Source organism: Mucilaginibacter calamicampi, from assembly GCF_042676765.1.
Lineage (GTDB): Bacteria > Bacteroidota > Bacteroidia > Sphingobacteriales > Sphingobacteriaceae > Mucilaginibacter > Mucilaginibacter calamicampi.
Window position 1 is genome coordinate 143,164 of record NZ_JBHTHU010000019.1, and the last position, 13,710, is coordinate 156,873.

At 42.2% G+C, this 13,710-nt stretch carries 16 protein-coding genes; 8 read left to right on the forward strand and 8 right to left on the reverse strand.

What is annotated here, in order from left to right; all coding sequences use genetic code 11:
- Window positions 1-72: 72 nt before the first annotated feature.
- The 4 genes from ACFQZS_RS14635 to ACFQZS_RS14650 all read right to left on the reverse strand — a co-directional run bounded on the left by ACFQZS_RS14635 (window position 73) and on the right by ACFQZS_RS14650 (window position 2,859).
- Window positions 73-1,308, reverse strand: a complete 1,236-nt coding sequence (locus ACFQZS_RS14635) for an RNA polymerase sigma factor (protein WP_377101495.1) — start codon at window positions 1,306-1,308, stop codon at window positions 73-75.
- 37 nt (window positions 1,309-1,345) lie between these two features.
- Window positions 1,346-1,705 (reverse strand): YciI family protein, encoded by a 360-nt coding sequence (locus ACFQZS_RS14640; protein WP_377101497.1) that lies wholly within the window; start codon window positions 1,703-1,705, stop codon window positions 1,346-1,348.
- A 90-nt stretch (window positions 1,706-1,795) separates the two neighbouring features.
- The gene (locus ACFQZS_RS14645; RefSeq protein ID WP_377101498.1) at window positions 1,796-2,209 is read right to left on the reverse strand and encodes a transcriptional regulator; all 414 of its coding nucleotides are present in this window, start codon (window positions 2,207-2,209) and stop codon (window positions 1,796-1,798) included.
- A gap of 71 nt (window positions 2,210-2,280) precedes the next feature.
- Window positions 2,281-2,859 carry a phosphatase PAP2 family protein gene (locus ACFQZS_RS14650; RefSeq protein ID WP_377101500.1) on the reverse strand — a complete coding sequence of 193 codons (579 nt, stop codon included), beginning with the start codon at window positions 2,857-2,859 and terminating at the stop codon, window positions 2,281-2,283.
- A 149-nt stretch (window positions 2,860-3,008) separates the two neighbouring features.
- Here ACFQZS_RS14650 and glmM point away from each other — a divergent pair, with 149 nt between their 5' ends.
- The 5 genes from glmM (at window position 3,009) to ACFQZS_RS14675 (ending at window position 6,852) form a co-directional block, all read left to right on the forward strand.
- Window positions 3,009-4,397, forward strand: a complete 1,389-nt coding sequence (gene glmM, locus ACFQZS_RS14655) for a phosphoglucosamine mutase (protein WP_377101502.1) — start codon at window positions 3,009-3,011, stop codon at window positions 4,395-4,397.
- Between the two features lie 102 nt (window positions 4,398-4,499).
- On the forward strand, window positions 4,500-4,877 hold the full coding sequence (locus tag ACFQZS_RS14660; RefSeq protein ID WP_377101505.1) for a four helix bundle protein: 378 nt from the start codon (window positions 4,500-4,502) through the stop codon (window positions 4,875-4,877).
- An 82-nt stretch (window positions 4,878-4,959) separates the two neighbouring features.
- Entirely contained in the window at window positions 4,960-6,087 is a 1,128-nt protein-coding gene (locus ACFQZS_RS14665; protein WP_377101508.1) for a cysteine desulfurase family protein, read from the forward strand.
- Between the two features lie 89 nt (window positions 6,088-6,176).
- Entirely contained in the window at window positions 6,177-6,458 is a 282-nt protein-coding gene (locus ACFQZS_RS14670) for a hypothetical protein (protein WP_377101510.1), read from the forward strand.
- A gap of 31 nt (window positions 6,459-6,489) precedes the next feature.
- Window positions 6,490-6,852: a hypothetical protein gene (locus ACFQZS_RS14675; RefSeq protein ID WP_377101513.1), complete on the forward strand. Its 363-nt coding sequence runs from the start codon at window positions 6,490-6,492 to the stop codon at window positions 6,850-6,852.
- Window positions 6,853-6,927: 75 nt separating this feature from the next.
- On the opposite strand, the gene accD is transcribed toward ACFQZS_RS14675, so the two are convergent.
- Window positions 6,928-7,773 carry an acetyl-CoA carboxylase, carboxyltransferase subunit beta gene (accD, locus tag ACFQZS_RS14680; protein WP_377101515.1) on the reverse strand — a complete coding sequence of 282 codons (846 nt, stop codon included), beginning with the start codon at window positions 7,771-7,773 and terminating at the stop codon, window positions 6,928-6,930.
- 173 nt (window positions 7,774-7,946) lie between these two features.
- Between accD and fbaA the strand changes: the two genes are divergently transcribed.
- The 3 genes from fbaA (at window position 7,947) to ACFQZS_RS14695 (ending at window position 10,005) form a co-directional block, all read left to right on the forward strand.
- Window positions 7,947-9,026, forward strand: a complete 1,080-nt coding sequence (gene fbaA, locus ACFQZS_RS14685) for a class II fructose-bisphosphate aldolase (protein WP_377101518.1) — start codon at window positions 7,947-7,949, stop codon at window positions 9,024-9,026.
- A gap of 81 nt (window positions 9,027-9,107) precedes the next feature.
- The gene (locus ACFQZS_RS14690) at window positions 9,108-9,614 is read left to right on the forward strand and encodes a low affinity iron permease family protein (protein WP_377101521.1); all 507 of its coding nucleotides are present in this window, start codon (window positions 9,108-9,110) and stop codon (window positions 9,612-9,614) included.
- A complete protein-coding gene (locus ACFQZS_RS14695) occupies window positions 9,574-10,005 on the forward strand; it encodes a GNAT family N-acetyltransferase (protein ID WP_377101522.1) in 432 nt (143 codons plus the stop codon). The genes ACFQZS_RS14690 and ACFQZS_RS14695 overlap by 41 nt, the downstream gene beginning before the upstream one ends.
- Window positions 10,006-10,172: 167 nt before the next feature.
- On the opposite strand, the gene ACFQZS_RS14700 is transcribed toward ACFQZS_RS14695, so the two are convergent.
- The 3 genes from ACFQZS_RS14700 to ACFQZS_RS14710 all read right to left on the reverse strand — a co-directional run bounded on the left by ACFQZS_RS14700 (window position 10,173) and on the right by ACFQZS_RS14710 (window position 13,551).
- Window positions 10,173-10,667 (reverse strand): isoprenylcysteine carboxyl methyltransferase family protein, encoded by a 495-nt coding sequence (locus ACFQZS_RS14700; RefSeq protein WP_377101524.1) that lies wholly within the window; start codon window positions 10,665-10,667, stop codon window positions 10,173-10,175.
- A gap of 3 nt (window positions 10,668-10,670) precedes the next feature.
- Entirely contained in the window at window positions 10,671-11,732 is a 1,062-nt protein-coding gene (locus ACFQZS_RS14705) for a type III polyketide synthase (RefSeq protein ID WP_377101527.1), read from the reverse strand.
- 142 nt (window positions 11,733-11,874) lie between these two features.
- Complete coding sequence (locus ACFQZS_RS14710; protein ID WP_377101530.1) at window positions 11,875-13,551, reverse strand: sodium:solute symporter family transporter; 1,677 nt, start codon at window positions 13,549-13,551, stop codon at window positions 11,875-11,877.
- Window positions 13,552-13,710 lie beyond the last annotated feature (159 nt).

The window sequence follows — 13,710 nt, forward strand, 5'->3', positions numbered from 1 at the left end:
ACAAAAGTAGAGGTTTTTTTGAATGCGGCAAAGGTTTTTTAAAGGAGACACCGAAAAGGAAATAGTAGCTATTTAAACTTTTGATAACAAGTAGTTTATATTGTTATTGATAAGCGTTTTATCTGCATCTGTTTTGGCAATTTTTAAAGCCTGCTGGTAGCTAAACAGCGCCTGTTTGGTATCTATATCTGTGTATAAATAGGCCATTAACATTTGGTAGAACAGGTTGTTTTGCATGTTTAATTTTTCAGCTTCTGCAATGGCGTGTGCCTTACCGGCGGTTTTTGAAAGTACGTAGGCGCGGTTCAAGGCCGCCACCGGCGAATAGGCCACCATCAGCAGTTTATTATAAAGCCCAAGCACGGCCTCCCATTTTTCTATAGTGTCTGTTTTTTGCGTGCGCCACCAGGCAATCATAGCTTCCAGGTGATATTTTGATAAATTGTTGCCATTTGCAGCGCGATGCAGATACATAGCGCCGGTGCTTATCATTTCACTGTCCCATAAATCGGTATCCTGTTCATCATACAAAATATGGGCTCCTTGCCGGTTAACGCGGGCATCAAGTCGCGAAGCATGAAAGTACATTAAAGCAAGCAGTGCATTAACAACAGGCTTGTTAGTATTGGGGCTTTCAGCTAACATTGAGCACAAGCGGATAGCTTCAAAGCAAATATCTTTGTTTACAACTGCGTTGTTATTTAACGAGTAATAACCTTCGTTAAATAACAGGTAAATAGTTAAAAGCACATTTTCAAGCCGGGCATCTATTTGCGTTGCCGACGGTATTTCAATCTTAATGTTTTCTGCTCTTAGTTTTTCTTTGGCCCTATACAGGCGCTTGCCTATAGTTTCTTTGTTTGATAAAAAAGCGTCGGCAATTTCATCAATGCCAAAGCCGCAAAGAATACGTAAAGCCAGGCCAACCTGTGCCTCGGCAGGAATAGCCGGGTGACAGATGGCGAATATCATCTGCAACTGACTGTCGTTAATATTTTGCGGTGACAGGTCTATTTCGTCCTCAAAAATCTGGCTTTCTCTTTGCAGGTGCGGCGATATTTTGCTATCAAATAAATTACTGCGCTGCAATGCCGTTTTTGCCTTGTTTTTGGCTACAGCGTATAGCCAGGCAACGGGGTTGGGTGGAATGCCGTTAACGGGCCAGTTTTGGGTGGCGGTTGCAAAGGTGTCGCTGGCAATGTCTTCAGCAGTTTCCATTTGTTCAAAACCGAAACGCCTGTATAATACAGATACTATTTTGCGGTACTCGGTCCTGAACAAATGGGGGATGATCTCCTGCTGTTGCATTTTTTATGAAGCCCGGGTATCACGCGGGCCTTTGTTTTTAGGAATGTACGCCATCGCCCTTCGCCAAACGACGCACCTCTACCGTATTACCCTCGCCTTGTAAAACCGGGCAGCCTTTTGCGCATTCGGCAGCCTCTTGTGCAGAGTTTGCCTTTACTACCACATAACCGCCCAGTGTTTCTTTTATTTCGCCAAAAGGGCCGTTGGTTACTGTTTTGTCGTGATGAACAACAAGCGCGTCGTCAAAAATAAGGCCGTCGCCCTTGCCTTCAAAGTTACCTGTTGCTTTAAGGCCGTTAAGCCAGTCCATAGTTTGCTGCATCCAAATCTGCATTTGTTCCGGCGACGCGATTTTGCCTCCGTCCTGGTGTCTGAAAATAAGCATGTACTCTTTCATTGTTCTGTTTTTAAATGTTAGTGTATAATTCGATTATACTCACTTATCAAACGGGCTATGTTAAACCGGACAATAAAATTAAAATAAATATCAATCCTGCAACCGTACCATGCACTGAACGTCTTTATCGGTCAAATACCATTCCACGCAGTAACCTTGTGGGTCAATATCAGGACGGGCTATCATTTGTTGAAATGTTGCTCCGATGGCTGAAGGATCATCCATGAAATTATGTAGCGTTACGCTAACATAATTGCCCTTTTTTATGTCGATGGTTTCCAGGTTTAATTTTTCGGCTTCTCCGGGCTCAAGTTGTTCAGCTGCGGCTTTGTAAATAATTTCACCGTTACCGCTTTCAGGGCGCGAAAGGCCAAAATATTTCCGTTCAGTTGAATGTGGTGTAAGCGAGTGCATCTTTTGATGCGCGGCCATTATCCCGGCAGGAAAAGATGTGGCGGTAACGCACATTACTTTGATGTCCTTTTCTAATTGGATTGTTTCCATAGTTAAGCATTTTTATATATAACAAATTTATGCTGCTATGTTTCAATCCTTAATGGGGGATAAGGACAATTTTAGGGGTGGGATGAGACGTAGCGGTGGCAGTACTTTTTATATATCCACCCAAACAACCACCCTACCAGGCTGCCATAAATGGCACCCACGGTAACATCAATAGGATAATGCACACCAACATACACCTGCGCAAAGCTGATAGATGCCGCCCATAATAAACTTGCGGGTAATACCCATTTATACCTCTTGTAAAAAATAATGCTTAGCAATACGGCTACTGCAAAATGGTCGGCAGCATGGCTGGACGGGAAGCTGTATCCGGGTCCGCAGTCTACACGCTCAATTATGGTAGCATCTAAAGCAGGAGTATTACAGGGGCGTACCCGTTTAAATAAAGACTTAATAATGGTTGCGCTGCCAAAATCGGCCAATCCGGCCGCTAAGGCCAGCAGCACTATAATAATAAGGCCCCGCTTTTTATATCGCCAAAGGCAAAAAACAAAAATGAAAATGTAAAGGGGTATCCACACACGCCTATCGCGCAAAACGGGCATCAATAAATCAAAAAACCAATTACCCATATCGTGGTTAATGAAATGGAATAATTGCTGATCAAGATGTAGCAGGTAATCTGGCATCTACGGCAAATATAAACTAAGATTTATAGGATAGGAGGATTTTAGGATTTTATAAGCTGCCTTATAGGATCCCTTTAACCGATGCAGACTATAAATCTTAGTTCAGACAATAAAAAATCCTATTTTTGCACCACTTTATTTTTTGAACTTTGACACTTATAAAATCAATTTCGGGTATACGGGGTACCATAGGCGGCGCGGCCGGTGATGGTTTAACACCTCTTGATATAGTAAAATTTACATCGGCGTATGGTGCTTGGATAATAAAAAACGGAGGCGCAAAAAAAATAGTTGTCGGCCGCGATGCACGCATATCCGGCAGTATGGTGAATAACCTGGTAACAGGCACCTTAATGGGCTTAGGTATTGATGTGGTTGATATTGGCCTTTCTACAACGCCAACCGTAGAGGTTGCAGTACCTTTAGAGCAGGCAGGTGGCGGCATTATATTAACTGCCAGCCATAACCCTAAACAGTGGAACGCTTTAAAGCTTTTAAATGCCAAAGGCGAGTTTATAAGTGATACTGATGGTAAAGAACTTCTTGACATAGCCGAAAGCAGCGATTTTGACTATGCCGAGGTAAACGCTTTAGGTAAGGTAACTTACGATGACAGCTATCTGCAAAAACATATTGACCAGATACTGGCCCTGCCATTGGTTGATGTTGGCGCTATTGCCGGTGCCAACTTTAAGGTGGTGATAGATTGCGTAAATTCTACCGGCGGTATTTTTGTTCCGGCGTTATTGCAGGCGCTTGGTGTTAAAACCGTGCATAAATTGTTTTGCGAGCCTGATGGCGAGTTTCCGCATAACCCTGAGCCGCTGCCCGAGAATCTTACTGCCTTATCTAAAGAAGTGTTAGCAAAAAATGCTGATCTGGGTATAGCGGTTGATCCGGATGTTGACCGCCTTTGTTTTGTTTGCGAAGACGGCAATATGTTTGGCGAAGAGTATACGCTGGTAGCGGTTGCCGATTATGTTTTAAAGAATACAAAAGGCAATACGGTATCTAACCTTTCATCAACCCGCGCTTTACGCGATGTTACTGAACAGGCAGGCGGCGAGTACCACGCGGCGGCTGTAGGAGAGGTGAACGTTGTAAATAAAATGAAGGAAGTGAACGCGGTGATAGGCGGCGAAGGTAACGGCGGGGTGATCTATCCCGAATTGCATTATGGCCGCGATGCTCTAGCCGGGATTGCCTTATTTTTAACCCATTTGGCAAAATTTGGCAAGCAGGTTTCGTTGTTGCGCAAATCATACCCCAATTATTTTATCTCAAAAAATAAAATAACACTTACACCCGAAATGGATATTGATGCCTTGTTATTAAAGGTAGAAGAACGTTATAAAAATCAACCCTACAGCACCATTGACGGACTGAAAATAGAGTTTGATAAGCAATGGGTACACCTGCGCCGTTCAAACACCGAGCCTATTATCCGTATCTACTCAGAAAGCGAATCTGAAACGGCAGCTAATGGTTTGGCGAATAAGATAATTGCGGATATAAAGGAGATACTACAACTTAGTTAATGAGTGATTGAGTGAATTAGTGATTGAGTGAGTTAGTTAATGAATGAGTTAGTGAATTAGTGATTGATAATTATAATTGCCTGAATTTTGATAAATTGAGGTATGGAAAAGATTAGTAAAAATGAGTTTGCGGAAAAGTTTCGTGAGCGTACTAAAAAATTTGTTGTTGATAATATTCACTTATATCAATCATTGCCTAAAACCGAGGAAGCTAAGATAGTTGGCAGACAATTACTGCGATCATCATCTTCTGTAGGATCAAATTACCGCGCTGCTTGCCGTTCGAGATCACAGGCTGAATTTCATTCAAAAATTTCTATCGTTGTTGAAGAGGCAGATGAGAGCGTTTTTTGGATGGAAGTAATGATTGAAGCGAACATAATAGCTTCTGAAAAAATAGAAAGATTAATGGGTGAAGGAAACGAAATATTAAAAGTTGCCGCTTCAGCCCGAAAAACAGTAAGCGAAAATAAAAAATAAGATACCATCAGATCATTAATTAACCAACACGCAAATCAAATTAATCGCTAATTCACTCAATCACTAATTCACTCATTAAAAAATGCGCGTATACTTAGACAATGCTGCTACTACTCCGCTTGATCCTGAGGTTATCAAGGTGATGTGCGGTGTAATGGAAAGTCATTTTGGTAATCCATCGTCTATACATGCGCATGGGCGCGAGGGGCGTACGCTGGTGGAAAAAGCGCGTAAAACAGTTGCTGCTTTACTACATACATCACCTGCCGAGATATTTTTTACCGGCAGCGGAACGGAAGCTGATAACATGGCCATCCGCTGTGGTATTATTGACAATAACATTAAGCATGCAATTACCACGCAGGCAGAGCATCACGCTGTTGTGCATACGCTGGAGGCCATGGAAAAAACCGGTGTTATTAAACTGAGCTTTGTTGATATTGACGAAAAAGGTAACATCAGCTATGAACATTTGGAGGAACTGCTTAAAAATAATGACCGCAGTTTTGTGTCGTTAATGCAAGCTAATAACGAGATAGGGACACTTACTGATATTGAACGGGTAGGTAATCTGTGCGAGCAGTATAGTGCTGTTTTTCATTGCGATACGGTACAAACCATGGCGCATTATCCGCATGTGCTAAACCAGTTAAAAGTGCATTTTTTAACCTGCGCGGCACATAAGTTTCATGGCCCTAAAGGTGTTGGCTTCTTATACATTAACCATAAAATAAAAATAAGCCCGCTTATATACGGCGGCGCGCAGGAGCGAAATATGCGTGGCGGTACCGAAAATGTTTACGGCATAGCGGGTTTAGCAAAAGCGCTTGAGCTGGCCTATGCTGACATGGATAAACACCGCGACCATATTCAGGGCTTGAAAACCTATATGATAGCGCAACTGCAAGCCAACGTTCCGGATATCCAATTTAATGGCGAGATAGCTGCGGATAAAAGCCTGTATACTGTGCTAAACGTATCGTTCCCAGAAACAGACATTGCAGATATGCTGCTGTTTAAGCTGGACATAGCCGGTATTTCTGTATCAGGCGGTAGTGCCTGCAGCTCGGGCACAGATATAGGCTCTCACGTGCTTACAGCTATCGGCGCAAGCGACTCAAGGCCGTCTGTAAGGTTCTCTTTCTCAAAGTATAACACTAAGCAAGAGGTTGATTTTGTAGTGCAAAAACTTCGCGAACTCTTCGCCTAATAATCCTCCGGTTTCCTTTATTTATCTACAACCCGTTAGCATATTGGCATGGTTATGGTTTATTAATTTGTAATTAAAATAATAAACCTATGAATATCGAAAATCAAAATTCCGGAAACGGTAACCGCCCAGATGAAACTCCTGAAAGAAAACAATCAGAACAGGAAGGTTCAGGATATAGCCCTCAAAGAGAGCAACAGCAACAAGATTCAGGTAGCAATACATCTTTTAGTGAACAAAACGATGTAACACCACCTAATGAACACGAATTTCCGGCTGAAGGACCTGCAAGGGCCGACTTTCAGCCCCAGCACCATAACCGCAGCACCGGCAGAATGGTGGGCCATGAGCCCGGTACAGAAAGTTTGTAAACAGTAGCACTTACCATAAAAACATACACCTATGATTTTGGAAGAAAACAAATTCGGGTACGACCCGGATAATTATGATGATGAACCATCAGACTATGTAAACAGTGATAACGCCTACGATGCCGACGATCTTTCAAGAGATAACGCAGAGGAGTCTGATGACGACGATAACGAACTTATGGATGCCGACGAGGACGACTTTGAAGATGATGAAGATCCGGAAGTTGACTATGACGAGGATGATAGCGATGTAACGGAAGATGATCCGATTAATGATGATGTAACAGATTATCCATCGCAACCAGCAGCATTACATAATGAAGGTAAAAAGCCGGTTTATATTAAGGACATGCCGTATATAGACCACGCTACGCCAGGCGTAACATCTAACTAACATCAATAAAAATAAGTATAAAAGCAAAGGGCTTACCAAACGGTAAGCCCTTTGCTTTTTATATTTTAACGAAGTTTAGTTCCGCATCATTTTTAAAAACGCGCCTAACTCTTCCTTCATTTCGCGGCGGTCTACAATAAAATCTAAAAAGCCGTGTTCCTGCACAAATTCGGCAGTTTGGAAACCTTTAGGCAGATCTTTCTTAATAGTTTCTTTAATAACACGTGGTCCGGCAAAGCCAATTAAAGCGCCCGGCTCGGCAATATTAATATCGCCCAGCATTGCGTATGATGCTGTAACACCACCCGTGGTCGGATCTGTCAATAATGATATGAACGGTATTTTAGCCTGGCCCAATAACGCAAGTTTTGCTGATGTTTTAGCCATCTGCATTAGCGAGAAAGCTGCCTCCATCATACGCGCACCGCCAGATTTGGAGATCATCAGAAAAGGAATTTTGTTGGCAATACAATGATCAATAGAGCGGGCAATCTTTTCGCCTACTACAGAACCCATTGAGCCGCCTATAAAATTGAAGTCCATACAAGCAATAACCAGTTCCTGTCCGTTTATTTTGCCAACGCCTGCGCGTATAGCATCTTTCAATCCGGTTTTAAACTGGGTTTCGCTTAGCCTGTCAGTGTATTTTTTTGAATCAGTGAACTGTAGCGGATCGCCGGAAGTCATGTCAGCAAAGAGCTCAGTAAACTCGTTATTATCAAACAGAACCGAAAAATATTCCTTTGAACCAATACGCAGATGGTATCCGCAGTAATGGCAAACGTATTGATTTTCAACCTGCTCAGAATAGTGAAGGGGTTTTTTACATTGAGGGCACTTGTTCCATATTCCGTCAGGTGCCTCTTTTTTTTGATCAGTAGTAGTAATTATCCCTTTTGATTCTCGTTTAAACCAACTCATATCTGTTTCTAACTCTTTCAAATTGATGCAAAGAAACGAAAAATTTTAGACTTGCACTGTTATAAACCAACAAGCTTCGTTTTTTGGTATGTAACATGTTAAAGCGTTAAAATGTTGCACTTAAACCTTATTTTTCGCCTCAAAATGCTAACTTCGGGCTTTAATTAGATATAATGAGCTTAAAAGATTATAAAGGCGTACTGCACGGCGATCAGGTGCAGGAGCTGTTTGAAGCGGCAAAGAAACATCAGTTTGCTTTACCTGCTGTAAATGTTACCGGCACTAACACCATTAACGCGGTAATGGAAACTGCTAAGGCGGTTAATTCACCTGTTATTATACAGTTATCAAATGGTGGCGCGCAGTTTTACGCCGGTAAATCATTAGATAACTCAAAATTGCAGGCCTGCATTTTGGGCGGTGTATCTGCTGCAAAACACGTGCATTTATTAGCAGAGCATTATGGTATTGCTGTTATTTTGCATACAGACCACGCTGCTAAAAAATTGCTACCGTGGATAGACGGCCTGTTAGAGCACGGGGAGAAATTTTTTGCAGAAACCGGAAAGCCTTTGTTCTCATCGCATATGCTTGATCTTTCTGAAGAGCCTATTGAAGAAAACATTGAGATCTCTGCCAAATATTTAGAGCGCATGGCCAAAATGGGCATGACGTTGGAGATTGAATTAGGTGTTACCGGCGGCGAGGAAGACGGCGTTGATAACTCTGACGTTGATAGCTCACGTTTATATACACAGCCTGAAGAAGTTTCCTATTCATATGAGCATCTTTTAAAGGTTAGTCCGCGTTTTACCGTTGCGGCAGCTTTTGGTAACGTACACGGTGTGTACAAACCGGGTAATGTAAAATTGCAGCCGGTTATATTGCATAACTCGCAGGAGTACGTGAAGAAGAAATTTGGTTTAACGGAAGAAAAACCTATCAACTTTGTATTCCACGGTGGCTCAGGCTCAAGTCAGGAAGAAATTCGCGAGGCGATAAGCTATGGCGCAATTAAAATGAATATTGATACCGATTTGCAGTGGGCATTTTGGGAAGGCATTAAAGATTACTATAAATCAAAAGAAGGTTACCTGCAAGGCCAGATTGGTAACCCTGAAGGCGAAGATTCACCAAACAAAAAATATTATGATCCGCGTGTTTGGTTGCGTAAGGCAGAGGAAACCTTTGTTAAAAGGTTAACCGCCGCTTTTGAGGATCTGAATTGCATTAACGCTACAGATAAACTGTAGTAGCAGCCACAAAGTATATAAAAGCGCCGGTGTAAAACATCGGCGCTTTTTTTTAGTTTTAACCATAGCAATCAGCAATATATGGCTAAAAAGAAAAAGAATTTATTTGAAAGGTTTGCCAATTGGGCCACCAATGCAACCGGTAGCTCAACAGCTTTTATAATGGCTATAGGCATAATTATAGTTTGGCTGGTTACAGGCCCTGTTTTTAATTATTCTGATACCTGGCAGCTAATAATAAATACGGGAACAACCATTGTTACTTTTTTAATGGTGTTTTTGATCCAGAAAACGCAGAATAAAGATTCAAAGGCGATACATTTAAAGTTGAATGAACTGTTGGCATCGCACGCGGGAGCCAGCAACCGGATGGTGGATATTGAAGATTTGACAGAGGAAGAACTTGATCGTTTACATAAGTTTTATGAGCAGTTGTCTGATCTGGCGGAGGAAGAGGACGATATTTTGTGCACCCACTCAATAGACGCGGCAGAAGAAAACCATAACCTGAAACTAACCGGACACATGACCAAGAAACATTACGTTGATGCCAAAGCCGTTAGAAATAAAAGTAAGCAAGGTAAATAATCCGCAGACGCTTGAAACCGTGTTTGCGATACGCCGCGAGGTATTTGTAGTTGAACAACACTGCCCGCCTGAGTTGGAATGGGAGCATGAAGAAGAGTCGCACCATTTTTTAGCAACGGTAGACGGAGAGCCTGCCGGTGCCTGCCGCTGGCGTAAAACAGAACAAGGTTATAAACTGGAGCGCTTTGCGGTGCTGAAGCAATACCGGGGGCAAGGTGTGGCGCATGTGATGGTGACCACAGCACTGAATGATCTGCCGGCAGATGCAGACTATATTTACCTCAATGCGCAAATAGATGCTATGCCCTTATACGCAAAATCGGGCTTTGAAAAAACAGGGCCGCAATTTGAAGAGGCAGGTATACAGCATTTTAAAATGGTGAAGAAGTAACTTTTTGATTTCGGATTTCGGATGTTCGATTTCGGATTTGTTTTTTGATTTAGAATTTGGTTGTCATTCTGAGCGATAGCGAAGAATCTTATACGCTTGGCTAGCCGGGCGCTCGGCCTGTAGGTTGTACAAGACTTCGCTATCGCTCAGAATGACAATGGGGTAATTTATTCATCCGCCCAAACCTTATTCTCCACACTTATCCTTACATACAGCATTGCCGCGTTGAGTATTGAGAATATTATAGCAGTGTAATACAGGTTAAATACCAGCGGAATTATGGCTATCTCTAAAACCACTTCCATATAGTTAGGATGCTTAAATATTTTATAGGGCCCTTTTTTTACCGGGTAAACGCCCGGCACACGGTAGATCCTGGTGTTCCAATACTTTCCTAATGAGGATAGCGCCCAAAACTTAAAGGAAAGTACCGCAATGAAGGCCAGCAGGAAATAATAACTGAAGGGGGTGTTATCCCTAACATTGTATTCAACTATTAACGATACGATGAACAACGTATGCATACCCACCATAAAAGGGTAGTGGCTTTGGCCGTATTGCACGGCGCCTTGCTGCAACAGCCATTTCTCGTTTTGGCGGGCTATGTACAACTCAGACAGGCGTTGGGTGATAAGGAAGGCAAGGAAGATCCAGAAATACATTGATTAGTTGTTAGAAAGCTTTAAAAGTACCATCTCGCTCGAAAAGCCCGGCCCCATGGCCATCATTAAACCGTAGCCATCTTCAAAGCCCTCGGTAATAAATTTATCCAGCACATATAATACTGTGGCGCTGGACATATTGCCGTTATCATTCATTACCTCGCGGGTTTTTTGTAAAAAGTCGCCTTCTACCTGCAAGGCATCGGCATAAGCATCTAAAACCTTTTTACCACCCGGGTGAAAAATAAAATTCTTGATATCGCTTAGTTGCAGATCATGTTTTTGCAGAAATTCTCTTATATCCTGCTTAACGTTCTCGTGTATAAATGTAGGGATATCCTTAGAGAATAATACTTTAAAACCGGTATCCTTAAATTCCCAGCCCATCACATCTAACGAATCATAATATAATTTGCTGCTTGCTCCCATGTAAGCTACTTTGTGTGCAGATGTTGTATAGTTGTCGCCCTTGACAATGCAAGCCGCCACGCCGTCTGAAAACAGGCTTGAGCCTATAAAATTGCTTTTACTGTAGTCGCTTTTAATTAAGGTAAGCGAGCACAGCTCCACAGCCACCAGCAGCACTACAGCATTTGGATTGGCTATAGCGATGGTATTAGCCTTAGCCATACCTGATACCCCGCCACCGCAACCCAGGCCCCAAATGGGCGTACGGTTAATGTGCGGATTCAATCGCATGGCATTTACTATTAAAGCATCCATGCTTGGTGTAGCCAATCCTGTTGTAGTAACAAACAGAATATCCGTAATGTCTTCTTTGGCTAATGCCGCTTTGGCAATACAATCCTCAATAGCTTTGATAGCATATTCCAGCGTTATTTGCTGATAGTCATTATTTCTCTCCTCAAAAGTGGTGGGCATGGCGTACCAATCCAGCGGTTTGCAAAAATTGCGGGTAACTATCTCCGTATTATCAAAAGCGAAGATGAGCCTGTCGGTTTGCGGAAAGTTGGCCGAGAATAGCGCATGAGCCTGCGCTTTTACGGCCTGCTGCTCTATTTTATAGGGGAAATTGATGGTAGATGTTGCTGCTATATGGGGCATATTTACAATACGTGAGCTAATTGCTTTACGCTGCCTTAATAAGGCTTTAATCTGTTAATTGTTTTGCCGGGGTAGATCTATAACGCAAAAAAGCGTCCCGTTTTAGCGGGACGCTTTTATATAAACATTGAATTATCAGCAATTAATAGAATACAGTGTAAAGCGCAGTTAATATACCTATGATGATAAGCGCACCCACAGCAAAACTGTTGGTTGTTTTAAACATAGATGCATCAACTTCCAATCCGTTTGTTTTCTTACCGCGTGCTGCATCAATTAAGCTGATGACGATCATCGAGATCATACAGATTACAAATACAAAACCCATACGGTCTAAGAAAGGAATTTCCCATAAGCCGCTTTGCGTGTTGAAGAAAGAAAAACCTGTACCTTTTAACGGCTCAAGATTTGCAAATTTTGGCAGGAACTTGAAGAAAACAGAGAAACCAAAACCACCAATTGTTGCGAATAGCGCCGCGTTTGAAGATGCTTTTTTCCAGAAGAAACCTAAAATAAACATGGCGAAGATACCCGGAGATACAAAGCCGGTATACTCCTGTATAAATTGGAACCCGCCTTTTTTATCAATACCCAGGAACGGAGAGATTACCACACCCAAAACCATAGCCACAACAACACTTATCTTACCTACGTTAACCAGGTTTTTCTCGCTGGCTTCAGGGTTAATTTTTTTCTTGTAGATATCCAGCGTAAAAATGGTAGCAATACTGTTTGCCTTACCCGCTAATGATGCTACTACAGCAGCAGTTAACGCGGCAAAGGCCAAGCCCTTAACGCCTGTAGGCAACAGGTTTAACAATACCGGGTAGGCATTGTCATGGTTCTCATTAATGCTGCCTGCGCTGCCTGCATCAAATACCTGCTCCTTAAATAAAACATACGCAGCTATACCGGGCAATACCACTATAACCGGCATTAAAAGTTTTAAGAAAGCCGCAAATAATATACCGCCACGGGCAGTTTTTAAATCTGCACCTAAAGCACGTTGGGTAATGTATTGGTTACAACCCCAGTAGTTTAAGTTTACTATCCACATACCGCCTAACAGCATGGTTAATCCCGGCACGTCGCCGTAGCTGGCGTTATCCTTTTTAAGGATCATGTGGAAGTGATCATTGTAGTTGGTATACATGGCAGAAAGGCCGGCAGATATACCGGTTACGCCGTAGTGGTCTGCTACTTTTGTTATAGCGATATAGGTAGTTACCAAACCACCCAATATCAAAAAGAACACTTGTATAACATCTGTAAAACCAATAACCTTCATACCGCCCAGGGTAATAATTATTGAAAATACCGCTAACAAGCCTATACATAATTCGAAATTAATACCTGATATACCGTGGATGGCAATAGCGCCCAGGTAAAGTATTGATGTAAGGTTTACAATAACGTATAAAAGCAACCAGAATATAGCCATGATCATTGCAACCGTGCTGTTGTAGCGCTGATGCAGGAACTGCGGCATGGTGAATATCTTATTTCTAAGATACACCGGAATGAAGAACACCGCAACAATCACCAATGTAAGCGCGGCCATCCACTCGTAAGTTGATATGGCCAAACCCATAGTAAAGCCGTTACCACTCATGGCCACAAATTGCTCTGCAGAAATGTTAGATGCAATTAGCGATGCGCCGATGGCCCACCACGTTAAAGAACCCTCTGCCAGGAAATAATCCTTTGATGAAGATACGCCAACGATTTTTTTACGGTTATAAACCCACAAACCGTAAGCAGCGACAATGATGAAGTATACAAGGAATACTCCCCAATCGCCAAAAGATAATTCTTTCATATATTTTAAATTGGTTTTTGCCAACAATTATAACCTTTATGTTACGGATTAGCAACAGCGCCGAACAAATATTATCGATAAAGGTTTGTGTTTTTTACACAGACTGCTTTCCGGTGTTTTTTTCGGGCTGTTTATAGCGGAAAAGGGGGTTATCAGATG

Excerpts from the sequence above, each read along its gene's own strand:
- ACFQZS_RS14635 (WP_377101495.1), bottom strand. The coding sequence starts at position 1,308 with ATGCAACAGCAGGAGATCATCCCCCATTTGTTCAGGACCGAGTACCGC.
- ACFQZS_RS14640 (WP_377101497.1), bottom strand. The coding sequence starts at position 1,705 with ATGAAAGAGTACATGCTTATTTTCAGACACCAGGACGGAGGCAAAATC.
- ACFQZS_RS14645 (WP_377101498.1), bottom strand. The coding sequence starts at position 2,209 with ATGGAAACAATCCAATTAGAAAAGGACATCAAAGTAATGTGCGTTACC.
- ACFQZS_RS14650 (WP_377101500.1), bottom strand. The coding sequence starts at position 2,859 with ATGCCAGATTACCTGCTACATCTTGATCAGCAATTATTCCATTTCATT.
- ACFQZS_RS14660 (WP_377101505.1), top strand. The coding sequence starts at position 4,500 with ATGGAAAAGATTAGTAAAAATGAGTTTGCGGAAAAGTTTCGTGAGCGT.
- ACFQZS_RS14665 (WP_377101508.1), top strand. The coding sequence starts at position 4,960 with ATGCGCGTATACTTAGACAATGCTGCTACTACTCCGCTTGATCCTGAG.
- ACFQZS_RS14670 (WP_377101510.1), top strand. The coding sequence starts at position 6,177 with ATGAATATCGAAAATCAAAATTCCGGAAACGGTAACCGCCCAGATGAA.
- ACFQZS_RS14675 (WP_377101513.1), top strand. The coding sequence starts at position 6,490 with ATGATTTTGGAAGAAAACAAATTCGGGTACGACCCGGATAATTATGAT.
- accD (WP_377101515.1), bottom strand. The coding sequence starts at position 7,773 with ATGAGTTGGTTTAAACGAGAATCAAAAGGGATAATTACTACTACTGAT.
- fbaA (WP_377101518.1), top strand. The coding sequence starts at position 7,947 with ATGAGCTTAAAAGATTATAAAGGCGTACTGCACGGCGATCAGGTGCAG.
- ACFQZS_RS14690 (WP_377101521.1), top strand. The coding sequence starts at position 9,108 with ATGGCTAAAAAGAAAAAGAATTTATTTGAAAGGTTTGCCAATTGGGCC.
- ACFQZS_RS14695 (WP_377101522.1), top strand. The coding sequence starts at position 9,574 with ATGCCAAAGCCGTTAGAAATAAAAGTAAGCAAGGTAAATAATCCGCAG.
- ACFQZS_RS14700 (WP_377101524.1), bottom strand. The coding sequence starts at position 10,667 with ATGTATTTCTGGATCTTCCTTGCCTTCCTTATCACCCAACGCCTGTCT.
- ACFQZS_RS14705 (WP_377101527.1), bottom strand. The coding sequence starts at position 11,732 with ATGCCCCATATAGCAGCAACATCTACCATCAATTTCCCCTATAAAATA.
- ACFQZS_RS14710 (WP_377101530.1), bottom strand. The coding sequence starts at position 13,551 with ATGAAAGAATTATCTTTTGGCGATTGGGGAGTATTCCTTGTATACTTC.